The organism is Chryseobacterium angstadtii (assembly GCF_001045465.1).
Taxonomy (GTDB): Bacteria; Bacteroidota; Bacteroidia; order Flavobacteriales; family Weeksellaceae; genus Chryseobacterium; species Chryseobacterium angstadtii.
In genome coordinates this window covers 220,438-232,133 of record NZ_LFND01000001.1, presented here as the reverse complement: position 1 = coordinate 232,133, position 11,696 = coordinate 220,438, and the positions used below count along the sequence as shown (strand labels likewise).

The following is an 11,696-nucleotide window of genomic DNA, read 5'->3' as shown; positions in this document are numbered from 1 at the left end:
TTTCAGCAGAATTTAAAAAACTCATAGTGTCTTTCTGTATCTGCGTAGTTGACAACCTGTTTAATAAGCTTGAAAACCATTAAAAATTTCGGTTACTTACAAATTTACTATCTAATTGATAATAAATTACATTAAAGGCAGGTATTTTTTTCTCCAGAAAACGGATGACATCTTCCAGTTGTTCCGTTGATATCTCCTCCACTTTTATCCTGAATCCTTTGCTTAAAAAACTTCCGAAATAGAAGCCGTCTTTAATAATTTCAACCTCATTGTCCGAGATCTTTTTAAATCCGGGATTTTCCAGATCTTTTTTAGACAGGGCATTAATTAATTTATGTTTTTCAAGATGATTGGTGACAATTCCCCAGGAGTAAACAGGAAGTGCGACCTCTATTTTTTTGACAGGATAATCTTCCAGTTTTGAAAGATAACTTTTTAAGGTGGCTACATCCAGAATTGAATTTTTATTGGAGTTTTCCAATGGTGAGGAAGTAGAGTAGCACATCAGATATACCTTTTCCACAGGCGGAATTCCGGTTTGGTTTTTATCTTTCACCTGATGAAGACGCAGCGTGCAGGTGATTTCTTTTCCGGAAACCTTTTTCAGTTCCTTTAAAAATTTAAAATAATCATCCCTTGTTCCCGCTGTCCAGTCGCAGTCGATCTGAATTTCATTATTCATCTTTAAACCGTACTCCTTTGCTTTCTTTTTCACCAGATCATCAATGTTTTTCGCCAGGAATTTGATTTCCTCTGCAGAAATATGATACATAGACTGATTGGTAATGAAAACAGTAGGTACAATCGTCTTATCCGTTTGAAAGCTTGCATTGTGCGTGATCACACCAACCGGCTGGAACTTTCCTCCGGCTTTATCAATATCAAAAAACCGGGTGTAGAGAAATGGTACGGAAGCTTTGTTCAGTGCTTTTTTCTCTTCCTGATCAAGCTTTAAAGAGGTTTTCCAGTAATAAAAAGTATAAGGATGATTTTCTTTTCCGCCACAGGAGGCCAAAAGAAGGAAAATAAATAGAAGCTTGAGTATTTTCATTACTTATACAGTTGACTTTCGCAGGTACAGATATCCTGGGTTGCGCTTTCCATAGAAGAGCAGCAGTCTTCGGACTTCTGAATGTTTCCTTCTTTATCCGTAAGGTAGATATTGTCCTTATCGAATTTCACATAGAAGGTTTCACCGTATTTTTTGAAAACTACTTTCATGACTTTTGGATTGTATTTTCCTGCATTGACTTCTTCTGTGGTTTCAGTTCTGTCTGCCTGATTCACCTGTACAAATCCGAAATAGACATCTCCGTTTTTCTTGATGTCCAGATAATAATGAGGAGTTCCGGATCCGCTGAATCCCTGAAGAATATCAAAACTTCTGTGACCTGAAAATGGAGCTTTTGTCTGTGCAAAAGATAAAATGCTGATGCATAAAACGAGTAAGCTGAAAATTTTCTTCATCTTTTTTTTCCAAAATTAGAAATATCTGAGCAAAAATTAAACCGTAAAAACACGGTTATTGGCTGTTGGACACTTTTTAATCTACAAAAGACATAAAAACTTTTTGAAAGACTTTGCAATTCAACTTTAATTATTTTATCTCTCGCTGATTTTGCAGATAAAGCTGATTTCAGAAATTAACTTATAAAAATCTTTTGATTTTTATGAAACTTAGGTGTACTTCCTGTGTGCAAAGTATTTACTTAAAAACTAAAGCGTTGAAAACTTTTGTGTCTTTTGTGGTTGTATTTTTAACTCGGAAGACAAAAAAAATATTGTTGATGAAAAACTTATGATAGCTCTAAATGTTTAACCATTAAGGTTTATTAAGTTTTTAAGAATATTAAGGTGAGCTCCGCTTTAAGATGTGCGGCTGAAAAGAATCATTTGATTTTCTCTTAATTTGCCTTATCTCCTTCCTTCATCTTAATGGTTAAAAAACAATTCAGATATCAGCAAAAAACCACCCCGGATTGGAGTGGCTTCTATATAATTAAGTTAAAACTCAGATTAGAAAACCGTAGCAGCCAGTTGAATTCTTGCATATTTGTTCGAAGGATTCCACATAGCCATCATAGCAACCGGAAGACTGTAGTGTTCCGTAATTTTAATGGTCTTACCCGCTTTTACTCCTACATTCACCACATCAAAACTGTTTTTGCCGTTCCCATAAAGAAAATAACGGTCATTAAGGGCAAATCCTGCACCCACAAAAGCATCCAGGTTTACCTTTTGCCCGGCAATCACCGGATAGCTTACCTGAACATAGGTGGAATATTTATTCTTTTTATAGCTTCCGTCTTCTTTCAAAACAACTTCTCCTGCATTGGCTCCTCCGTAAAGCATAATGTCAGCTTCAATATTCAAAGGAAAAGAAGGTCCGAAAGTATAATTGGTCCTGAGATCAATGATATGGGCGGTTCTCCTCTGCGAGTAATTAAAGATATCCTCTGAAGCAACTGCAGTATTGATATTTCTTGAATTGAACAAATCCCACAGCCCGATATAAAGCCTGCCGTCTGAATATTGAATATAATAATTGATCTCCTTATAATGGGTTCCATCTTTATCATCCGTGAGGGAAGAGGCTCCCCAGATTCCTGCTTTCCATTTCTTTTCAGAGTCCAGTGCATAAGACAGATTTCCCATGACCACAGGTTTGTCTGTAATAATCAGGCCTCTCCACAAGTGGTTGTTCTGAATGTTTGCCGTGAAATCCAGTCTGCTGCTTTCCTTAGCTTCTGTGTTCTCCTGAGAGAATAGTTTCCCTGTGCCTAAAATAATCAGGCATGCTATTTTTACAACTTTCATGGTGCTTTTTATTTTAAGATTCCATAGAGAACGGCAGCAATGATACTGCCCAGAATAGGTCCAACAATAGGGATCCAAGCGTATCCCCAGTCGCTGCTGCCTTTTACCGGAAGTAAAGCATGCATGATTCTTGGACCTAAATCTCTGGCGGGATTAATGGCATAACCTGTTGTTCCGCCTAACGATAAACCGATAGCCCAAACCAATAAAGTAACAGGAAGAGCTCCTACTGAACCGAGTCCTACTTTGGCTGTCGGATCCGTAGTCAGAGAAATATTGGGATCTGAAAAGTGAAATATAACGAATACCAAAACAAAAGCTCCGATAATCTCACTGACAAGATTGGAAAACGTATTTCTGATGGCAGGTCCGGTGCTGAAACATGCCAGTTTAGCGCCTTCATCTTCCGTAATGGCAAAATGATCTTTGTTGAAGAGCCAGACAAGGAAAGCTCCAAGCATTGCCCCAAGCATTTGCGCGGCAATATAAGAAGGAGCAAGATCCCATGAGAACTTTCCTGCAACAGCCAGACCTATCGTTACAGCCGGATTCAGATGGGCACCGCTTACCGGTCCTGCAACCGTGACCCCTACAAAAACGGCCAGGGCCCAGGCAGTGGTAATAACAATCCAACCTGAATTATTTCCTTTGGTATTCTTTAAAACAACATTGGCTACAACGCCGTTGCCTAATAATATCATAAGCATGGTGCCTATGAGTTCTGCGGTAAATGGGTTCATGAGTAGTTTTTTTAAGGTGGATTTAGTCTTCTATCCAGTTTTGAGTACGTGTTACGGCTTTGTTCCAGAAATGAATCATTTTATCGGTTTTCTCTTTATCCAGTTTAGGGTGAAAGTCTTTGTCTACAATCCATTGAGACTGTATTTCATTGAGGTCTTTCCAGTATCCTACCGCCAATCCTGCAAGATAGGCTGCTCCTAATGCTGTTGTTTCAAGTGTTTTTGGTCTGGTGATTTTAAATCCGAAAATATCTGATTGTATCTGCATCAGAAGATCACTTGCCGATGCACCTCCGTCTACTCTCAGTTCCAGACTGGCTCTTCCCGAATCAGCTTCCATAGATTTCACGATATCATACACCTGGAATGCTATTCCTTCCAAAGTAGCTCTTGCGATATGGCCGTTCGTAGTTCCGCGGGTAACTCCTACAATGGTTCCTCTGGCATACTGATCCCAATACGGAGCACCCAGTCCGGTAAGAGCAGGGACGAAATAAACGCCTCCGTTATCTTCTACACTGGCCGCAAGATCATTCACTTCTTCAGATGAATGGATCAGTTTAAGTCCGTCTCTAAGCCATTGTATAGCTGCACCGCCTACAAAAACACTTCCTTCCAGTGCGTAATTCACTTCTCCGTTTATTTTCCATGCAACCGTAGTCAGCAGGTTGTTTTTTGAAGATACGGCTTCTTTTCCTGTATTCATTAATAAGAAACATCCTGTTCCGTAGGTGTTTTTTACCATTCCGGGTGTGATGCACATCTGCCCGAATAATGCGGCCTGCTGGTCTCCTGCGATTCCCGCAATAGGAATTTTAGTTGAAAATAGAGTAGTGGCCGTTTCGCCGTAGATTTCACTGCTTTGTTTTACTTCAGGAAGAACAGATCTCGGAATATCAAATAAATCCAGAAGATCCTGGTCCCATTCTAAAGTATGAATATTCAGAAGCATTGTTCTGCTGGCATTGGAAACATCGGTAATAAACATTTTTCCGCGGGTCAGTTTCCAAACAAGCCATGTGTCTACCGTTCCAAAACATATTTTTCCTTCCGCTGCCTTTTCTCTTGCTCCCTCAACATTATCCAGGATCCATTTTAATTTGGTTGCCGAAAAATAGGCATCCAGTACAAGTCCTGTTTTCTCTCTGATAATCTCAGCATGGCCCTGCTCTTTTAATTCGTCGCAGTATTTGGCTGTTCTTCTGTCCTGCCATACAATAGCATTATAAATAGGCTCACCGGTTTCTTTGTCCCAGACGACGGTGGTTTCACGCTGATTGGTAATCCCGATGGCGGCTACTTCCAGTCCGGAAATACCTGCTTTGGCAATAATTTCTGCGGCAACCGAGATCTGGGAAGACCAGATTTCGTTGGGATCGTGCTCTACCCATCCCGGAGTAGGGAAGATCTGTTCAAAATTTTTCTGGGAGATGTATTCTATAGCTCCGCTGTGATTGAATAAAATGGCTCTGGAGGATGTTGTCCCCTGGTCCAGAGCGAGAATCAGTTTTTCCTTCATACTGCAAATTTTTAATTAATAGTTTTGGGAGAGTAAGGCGTTAATAAATATCCTTTTGCTAATTCAATAAATTCTTTTTCCTGTTCATTTGCCCATTCCTGAGAATATCCTTTTTCTCTGGCAATAAGTTGTGCAATGGTATGTGCGCTGTCGATAGCAGCTCTGGCATCTAAAAATAAGAGGCGGACTCTTCTGGCGAGAATATCTTCTATGGTTTCTGCCATTTCGTGTCTCAGGGCCCAAACTGCTTCTGCAATAGTAAAAGCATGATCCGGATGAATCTTTTGCGAATACTGCGGATCGCTGTTTTGTAATGCTTTTATGGCAGGGATATCAGATCCGTATACATAAAGATGGTTGGTACGGTCTACGAGCTCGGCTTTTATATTACCATGAATAGACATATTTTCTGTTTGGGAAGGTCCTCCGTTTAAATGAAGGATTTCTACAGCCTTATCAATGGTGTCTTCTGCCATTTTACGGTAAGTGGTCCATTTTCCACCGATGATAGAAACAAGACCGGTATCTGAAGTAATGACTTTGTGGCTTCTGGAAACTTCCTTAGTGCTTTTTCCTCCTTCTTTTGGAGCGGCAAGTGGTCTTAATCCTGCAAACATCGACTTTACATCTTCTCTTGTCGGTTTCTTGGCTAAATATTGTCTGGCTGTATTTAAAACGAAGTTAATTTCAGATTCTAAAGCATGCGGTTCGAAGCTTGGATTTTCCAGAAGTGTGTCCGTGGTTCCTACTAACGCTCTGTCGTGCCACGGAACAACAAAAAGAACTCTGCCGTCTGATGTTTTAGGAATCATGATGGCATCATCACTTTTAAGGAAAGATTTATCCAGTACCAGGTGAATACCCTGGCTCGGAACAACAAACTTACCATGCTTAGGATTGTTCATGTTCAGAATATCATTGGTGAACACGCCTGTTGCATTGATCACTGCTTTTGCACGTAGCTCATATTTCTGGTTTGAAAACTGATCTTCTGCCTGAACTCCGTTTATTTTTCCGGAATCATTTTTCAGAAGACCTGTTACTTTCATATAGTTAATAGCGCTGCCTCCTTTTTCTATAATGGTCTGGGATAAATTAATGGCTAGTCTTGCATCATCAAACTGCCCGTCCTGATACACAACACCGCTTGCGAGATTGTGCTGTTCAATAGTTGGCAGCTTTTCAACAGTTTTGGCTTTGTTGATGTATTTTGTTTTTCCAAGGCTGAGTTTTCCCGCAAGAAAATCGTAGATGGATAATCCTATCTTATAATATATGCCTCCCCACCATGTATAATTAGGAATAATAAATGACTGGTTTTTTACGACATGTGCTGCATTTTGGGCCAGAAGACCTCTTTCTTTCAGGGCTTCTTTTACAAGTCCTACATCTCCCTGTGCAAGATATCTTACACCGCCGTGTACCAGTTTGGTGCTTCGGCTGGATGTTGCTTTTGCAAAATCATGGGATTCAAGAAGCAGGGTTTTGAATCCTCTGCTGGTAGCATCTAATGCGGAACCCAATCCACTGGCTCCACCTCCGATGATGATAAAGTCCCATTCCTTAACGCCGGTTAATTTACTAAGTTCTTCGTTTCGTTTCATAAATGTTTCGTTTATGTTTCGTTTTCAAATGTATAAATTAAAAACGAAACTAAAAAGAAAATAAATGAAATTTTATCGGTCTCGAAAAAAAATGGTATTTTTGATGAAAGAAATAGAATGGAAAAGTTAATACCACGGCATAACGATATACTTAAAGAGTTGGATGAAAAAGGTCACGTACTCGTACAGGATTTGTGCGAGAAGCTGAATGTTTCGTCGGTTACGGTTCGAAAGGATCTGAATTATCTCGAAAGTCTGGGGTTGCTTTTCAGAAATCACGGGGGAGCCAGTAAACATGTACGCTATGCTTATGAAAGGAATGTAGATGAGAAAGAAAGCATTAATGTAGAAGCCAAGCAGAATATAGCGAAAGCGGCTTTGCAGCTTATTCAGGAGAATGACTGTATTATTCTGGCTTCCGGAACTACGATGCATTATCTGGCAAGGATGCTGGTGAACTTCGGTCCGCTTACTGTTCTTACTTCTTCTCTAAGAGTTGCGTTGGAGCTTTGTAATAATCCTAATATTAATATCATCCAGCTGGGTGGTGAAGTTAGGAAAAGTTCTACCTCTATTGTAGGATCTATTTCGGAAACCATTCTCCGGCAGTTTTCCTGCAACAAGCTTTTCCTTGGAGTAGACGGGATTGATATGGAGTTTGGAATCAGTACATCCAACGCGGCAGAGGCTCACCTGAATCAGCTGATGATTGCGTGTTCCGAAAAAGTGGTTATTCTTGGAGATTCTTCCAAACTAAATAAAAAAGGGTTCGGAAAGATTGCACCTTTAGACAAGATCGATTATCTGATCACGGATCATGGTATTTGTGATGAAGATAGAGCGGCTTTGGAGGAAATAGGCGTTTCTGTGATTGTTAAATAACCTTCTTCTTAATTTCTTTTTAAAAATCAAAATAAATTCTCTGAAAATTTCGTCCGGATTTTTCTGAAATCATCTAATTGATTAAAAATCAAAATATTTTACTCAAAATATTTGTCAGTTATAAAAATATTCATAAATTTGCACACTCCATTTTAGGGGCGTAGTATGCCTATATCAAAAGTAGAAATTACTTCAGACCATCTAAAAATGTGGAAATTAGAAAGATAAATTTTATTTAATATAAACAATGTCAGGTATTATTGGTAAAAAAATCGGTATGACGTCTTTGTTTGACGAAGCGGGGAAAAATATTCCTTGTACAGTTATTCAGGCTGGTCCATGCTCGGTTTTACAGGTCAGAACCATTGAAAAAGACGGTTATAAGTCAGTTCAGTTAGGTTTCGATGACAAGAGTGAAAAGAACGTAGGTAAAGCGTTAGCTGGCCATTTCAAAAAGGCTGGTTCTGCTCCAAAAGCTAAGTTGGTAGAATTCTACAGAGAATTCGTAGACGAAGTAAAAGTAGGAGAAGAAGTAAAAGTTGATTTATTCGCTGAAGGTGAATATGTTGACGTAACAGGAACTTCAAAAGGTAAAGGTTTCCAGGGTGTTGTTAAAAGACATGGCTTTGGAGGTGTAATGCAAGCTACTCATGGTCAGCACAACAGACTTAGAGCTCCAGGTTCTATCGGTGCTGGATCGGATCCTTCAAGAGTATTCAAAGGAATGAGAATGGCGGGTAGAATGGGAGGTAAGCAGGTAACTGTACAAAACCTTCAAGTATTAAAAGTGGATCAAGAACAAAATCTTTTAGTAGTAAAAGGTGCTGTTCCGGGAGCTAAAAATTCTTATGTAATTATCAGAAAATGGAACTAGTAGTATTAAATACATCAGGAAAAGAGACCGGAAGAAAAGTAACTCTTGACGAATCAGTATTCGGAATTGAGCCAAATCAGCACGCGGTTTACTTAGAAGTTAAACAGTACCTTGCAGCACAGAGACAAGGGACTCATAAAGCAAAAGAAAGAAGCGAAATTACTGCTTCTACTAAAAAGCTTAAGAAGCAAAAAGGATCTGGTTCTGCTAGATATGGTGATATCAAATCTCCAACTTTCAGAGGTGGAGGTAGAGTATTCGGACCAAAACCAAGAGACTACAGATTCAAATTGAACAAAGCTCTTAAGAGATTAGCTAAGAAATCTGTTTTATCTCAGAAAATGAGAGACAACAGCATTAAAGTAGTGGAAGATTTGAGCCTTAACGCTCCTAAAACTAAAGATTTTATCAATATCCTAAATGCTTTGGCATTGAACGATAAAAAATCTTTGTTCGTTCTTCCTGAAGCTAACAAGAATGTGTATTTATCTTCAAGAAACTTACCTAAAACTAAAGTGATGAACTTCAGTGAGATCAGCTCATATGACTTAATCAACGCAGGTGAGATCGTATTCTTAGAAGGTGCAGTTGAAAAATTCCAGGAAAACTTAAAGAAATAAATCATGTCTATTATCATTAAACCAGTAATCTCAGAAAAGGCTAACTACCTTACAGATTTAAGAGGTTCTTATTCTTTCTTGGTAGATACTAAGGCGAATAAAATCCAAATTAAGAAAGCTGTGGAAGCGGCTTATGGTGTAAAAGTAGCAGACGTTAACACAATGATTTATGCTCCGAAGGTTTCTTCGAAATACACTAAAAAAGGTCTTCAAGTAGGAAAGACAAACAAATTGAAAAAAGCGGTAATCAAACTTGCTGAAGGTGAGGTTATCGATATTTTTGCTGTAAATTAATTATCAATTATAAATAATAGTAATGTCTGTTAGAAAATTAAAACCTATCACCCCAGGACAGAGATTCAGAATTGTAAACAATTTTGAGGAAATTACTACCAACAAACCAGAGAAGTCTCTAACAGTTGGTATTAGTAAGTCAGGTGGACGTAACCAAACTGGTAAAATGACCATGCGTTACACCGGAGGTGGACACAAAAAGAAATACAGAATTATCGACTTCAAAAGAAACAAGCATGACGTTGAAGCTACCGTAAAGACTGTAGAATATGATCCAAACAGAACTGCATTTATTGCTTTATTAGAGTACGCAGATGGAGAGAAGAGATATATCATCGCTCCAAACGGTATCAAAGTAGATCAGAAAGTAGTTTCAGGTGAAAGCGTAGAGCCAAACGTAGGTAACGCAATGAAATTGAAAAATATTCCATTGGGTACTGTAATTTCTTGTGTTGAAATGAAGCCTGGACAAGGTGCTATTTTAGCAAGAAGTGCTGGTTCTTCAGCTCAATTAACTTCAAGAGACGGAAAATATGCAATCATCAAATTGCCTTCAGGAGAATCTAGAATGATCCTTACTGAGTGTTATGCAATGATTGGATCTGTTTCTAACTCTGATCATCAGTTAACTGTTTCAGGTAAGGCTGGTAGAAGCAGATGGTTAGGTAGAAGACCTAGAACTAGACCGGTAGTAATGAACCCTGTAGATCACCCAATGGGAGGTGGTGAAGGTCGTTCTTCTGGAGGTCACCCAAGATCTAGAAACGGTAAACCGGCTAAAGGTTACAAAACCAGAAAGAAAAACAAAGCGTCTAACCGTCATATCATATCTAAACGTAAATAATTATGGCAAGATCACTTAAAAAAGGACCATTCATTCATCATACTTTAGATAAGAAGGTTCAGACAAATATAGAGTCTGGTAAGAAGACAGTTATTAAAACTTGGTCTAGAGCATCGATGATCTCTCCGGACTTCGTAGGACAAACTATTGCTGTACACAACGGGAAATCTTTTATTCCTGTTTATGTAACAGAAAACATGGTTGGTCACAAGTTAGGCGAATTTTCTCCAACAAGATCTTTCAGAGGTCATGGTGGTAACAAAAACAAAGGAAGTAGATAATCATGGGATCAAGAAAACAAGATAGCGCAATCGCAAGAAAAGAAGCTAACAAAGACGTTGTAAAAGCTTCATTAAATGACTGCCCATCATCTCCAAGAAAAATGAGATTAGTTGCTGATATCATTAGAGGAGAGCAGGTAGATAAAGCTCTTTATATCCTAAAATATTCTAAAAAAGAAGCCTCTAACAAATTAGAGAAATTACTTCTTTCTGCTATGGCAAACTGGCAGACTAAAAACGAAGGTGCTGATATTGAAGAAGCAAACCTTATCGTTAAAGAAATCTTCGTGGATAGTGCAAGACAATTGAAGAGACTGAGACCGGCTCCACAAGGTAGAGGGTACAGAATCAGAAAAAGATCTAACCACGTTACATTAATCTTAGGTAATAAAGAAAATTAATCAAGGTATGGGACAGAAGACAAATCCAATTGGTAACAGACTAGGTATCATCAGAGGATGGGATTCTAACTGGTTTGGCGGAAACGATTATGGAGACAGAATCGCGGAAGACTACAAAATCAGAAGATACCTTGAGGCTAGATTATCTAAAGGTGGTATTTCAAAGATTTTTATTGAAAGAACACTAAAATTAGTAACAGTAACAATCACAACTGCAAGACCGGGACTTATTATCGGTAAAGGAGGACAGGAAGTTGATAAATTGAAAGAAGAATTGAAGAAACTTACAGGTAAGGATATTCAAATCAACATTTTCGAAATCAAAAGACCTGAACTTGATGCAGTATTAGTAGCTGACAGCATCTCTAAGCAGATTGAAAACAGAATTTCTTACAGAAGAGCTGTTAAAATGGCGATGGCAAGTACAATGAGAATGGGTGCTGAAGGAATCAAAGTTCAAATCTCTGGTAGATTGAACGGAGCTGAAATGGCAAGAAGCGAATCTTTCAAAGAAGGAAGAATTCCATTGTCTACTTTCAGAGCTGATATTGATTATCACTGGGCAGAAGCTCACACTACTTACGGTAGATTAGGAGTGAAAGTTTGGATCATGAAAGGGGAAGTTTACGGTAAAAGAGAACTTTCTCCACTAGTGGGACAACAGAAAAAAGGAGGTCCTTCAGGAGGCGGAAACAGAGGAGACAGAGACAACAGAAGACCTAGAAAAAATAACAATAATAACAATAATAATTAAAAATTTTAGGTTAGAAATTTTGAATTTTAAATTACCGTTACTTTTTTAAAATATAAAAAATCTAAA

The 11,696-nt window shown here is 38.5% G+C and carries 14 protein-coding genes; 8 read left to right on the top strand and 6 right to left on the bottom strand.

Features of this window, described 5'->3' with window-relative positions; translation table 11 throughout:
- Positions 1 to 79: 79 nt before the first annotated feature.
- From ACM46_RS01045 to ACM46_RS01020, 6 genes are all read right to left on the bottom strand, one after another.
- Positions 80 to 1,051, bottom strand: coding sequence for a hypothetical protein (locus tag ACM46_RS01045; RefSeq protein ID WP_048504775.1), 972 nt, complete (start codon positions 1,049 to 1,051; stop codon positions 80 to 82).
- Positions 1,051 to 1,467, bottom strand: coding sequence for a hypothetical protein (locus ACM46_RS01040; RefSeq protein WP_048504774.1), 417 nt, complete (start codon positions 1,465 to 1,467; stop codon positions 1,051 to 1,053). Before ACM46_RS01040 ends, ACM46_RS01045 begins: the two co-directional genes overlap by 1 nt.
- Positions 1,468 to 2,016: 549 nt before the next feature.
- A complete protein-coding gene (locus ACM46_RS01035; protein WP_048504773.1) occupies positions 2,017 to 2,817 on the bottom strand; it encodes a hypothetical protein in 801 nt (266 codons plus the stop codon).
- Positions 2,818 to 2,825: 8 nt separating this feature from the next.
- Positions 2,826 to 3,557, bottom strand: coding sequence for an MIP/aquaporin family protein (locus ACM46_RS01030; RefSeq protein WP_048504772.1), 732 nt, complete (start codon positions 3,555 to 3,557; stop codon positions 2,826 to 2,828).
- 22 nt (positions 3,558 to 3,579) lie between these two features.
- Positions 3,580 to 5,076, bottom strand: coding sequence for a glycerol kinase GlpK (gene glpK / locus ACM46_RS01025; RefSeq protein WP_048504771.1), 1,497 nt, complete (start codon positions 5,074 to 5,076; stop codon positions 3,580 to 3,582).
- Positions 5,077 to 5,087: 11 nt separating this feature from the next.
- Entirely contained in the window at positions 5,088 to 6,680 is a 1,593-nt protein-coding gene (locus ACM46_RS01020; protein ID WP_048504770.1) for a glycerol-3-phosphate dehydrogenase/oxidase, read from the bottom strand.
- A 117-nt stretch (positions 6,681 to 6,797) separates the two neighbouring features.
- Here ACM46_RS01020 and ACM46_RS01015 point away from each other — a divergent pair, with 117 nt between their 5' ends.
- The 8 genes from ACM46_RS01015 to rpsC all read left to right on the top strand — a co-directional run bounded on the left by ACM46_RS01015 (position 6,798) and on the right by rpsC (position 11,630).
- Positions 6,798 to 7,562, top strand: coding sequence for a DeoR/GlpR family DNA-binding transcription regulator (locus tag ACM46_RS01015; RefSeq protein WP_048504769.1), 765 nt, complete (start codon positions 6,798 to 6,800; stop codon positions 7,560 to 7,562).
- Between the two features lie 247 nt (positions 7,563 to 7,809).
- Positions 7,810 to 8,436: a 50S ribosomal protein L3 gene (gene rplC, locus ACM46_RS01010; RefSeq protein WP_048504768.1), complete on the top strand. Its 627-nt coding sequence runs from the start codon at positions 7,810 to 7,812 to the stop codon at positions 8,434 to 8,436.
- Positions 8,427 to 9,056 (top strand): 50S ribosomal protein L4, encoded by a 630-nt coding sequence (rplD, locus tag ACM46_RS01005; RefSeq protein WP_048504767.1) that lies wholly within the window; start codon positions 8,427 to 8,429, stop codon positions 9,054 to 9,056. The genes rplC and rplD overlap by 10 nt, the downstream gene beginning before the upstream one ends.
- A 3-nt stretch (positions 9,057 to 9,059) precedes the next feature.
- Positions 9,060 to 9,350, top strand: a complete 291-nt coding sequence (gene rplW, locus ACM46_RS01000) for a 50S ribosomal protein L23 (protein ID WP_042720941.1) — start codon at positions 9,060 to 9,062, stop codon at positions 9,348 to 9,350.
- 22 nt (positions 9,351 to 9,372) lie between these two features.
- Entirely contained in the window at positions 9,373 to 10,194 is an 822-nt protein-coding gene (gene rplB, locus ACM46_RS00995) for a 50S ribosomal protein L2 (protein ID WP_048504766.1), read from the top strand.
- 2 nt (positions 10,195 to 10,196) lie between these two features.
- Positions 10,197 to 10,475, top strand: a complete 279-nt coding sequence (rpsS, locus tag ACM46_RS00990; RefSeq protein WP_034702850.1) for a 30S ribosomal protein S19 — start codon at positions 10,197 to 10,199, stop codon at positions 10,473 to 10,475.
- Positions 10,476 to 10,477: 2 nt separating this feature from the next.
- Positions 10,478 to 10,876, top strand: coding sequence for a 50S ribosomal protein L22 (gene rplV / locus ACM46_RS00985; RefSeq protein WP_047491422.1), 399 nt, complete (start codon positions 10,478 to 10,480; stop codon positions 10,874 to 10,876).
- Positions 10,877 to 10,883: 7 nt separating this feature from the next.
- Positions 10,884 to 11,630 carry a 30S ribosomal protein S3 gene (gene rpsC / locus ACM46_RS00980; protein WP_048504765.1) on the top strand — a complete coding sequence of 249 codons (747 nt, stop codon included), beginning with the start codon at positions 10,884 to 10,886 and terminating at the stop codon, positions 11,628 to 11,630.
- Positions 11,631 to 11,696: the final 66 nt, after the last annotated feature.

Excerpts from the sequence above, each read along its gene's own strand:
- ACM46_RS01045 (WP_048504775.1), bottom strand. The coding sequence starts at position 1,051 with ATGAAAATACTCAAGCTTCTATTTATTTTCCTTCTTTTGGCCTCCTGT.
- ACM46_RS01040 (WP_048504774.1), bottom strand. The coding sequence starts at position 1,467 with ATGAAGAAAATTTTCAGCTTACTCGTTTTATGCATCAGCATTTTATCT.
- ACM46_RS01035 (WP_048504773.1), bottom strand. The coding sequence starts at position 2,817 with ATGAAAGTTGTAAAAATAGCATGCCTGATTATTTTAGGCACAGGGAAA.
- ACM46_RS01030 (WP_048504772.1), bottom strand. The coding sequence starts at position 3,557 with ATGAACCCATTTACCGCAGAACTCATAGGCACCATGCTTATGATATTA.
- glpK (WP_048504771.1), bottom strand. The coding sequence starts at position 5,076 with ATGAAGGAAAAACTGATTCTCGCTCTGGACCAGGGGACAACATCCTCC.
- ACM46_RS01020 (WP_048504770.1), bottom strand. The coding sequence starts at position 6,680 with ATGAAACGAAACGAAGAACTTAGTAAATTAACCGGCGTTAAGGAATGG.
- ACM46_RS01015 (WP_048504769.1), top strand. The coding sequence starts at position 6,798 with ATGGAAAAGTTAATACCACGGCATAACGATATACTTAAAGAGTTGGAT.
- rplC (WP_048504768.1), top strand. The coding sequence starts at position 7,810 with ATGTCAGGTATTATTGGTAAAAAAATCGGTATGACGTCTTTGTTTGAC.
- rplD (WP_048504767.1), top strand. The coding sequence starts at position 8,427 with ATGGAACTAGTAGTATTAAATACATCAGGAAAAGAGACCGGAAGAAAA.
- rplW (WP_042720941.1), top strand. The coding sequence starts at position 9,060 with ATGTCTATTATCATTAAACCAGTAATCTCAGAAAAGGCTAACTACCTT.
- rplB (WP_048504766.1), top strand. The coding sequence starts at position 9,373 with ATGTCTGTTAGAAAATTAAAACCTATCACCCCAGGACAGAGATTCAGA.
- rpsS (WP_034702850.1), top strand. The coding sequence starts at position 10,197 with ATGGCAAGATCACTTAAAAAAGGACCATTCATTCATCATACTTTAGAT.
- rplV (WP_047491422.1), top strand. The coding sequence starts at position 10,478 with ATGGGATCAAGAAAACAAGATAGCGCAATCGCAAGAAAAGAAGCTAAC.
- rpsC (WP_048504765.1), top strand. The coding sequence starts at position 10,884 with ATGGGACAGAAGACAAATCCAATTGGTAACAGACTAGGTATCATCAGA.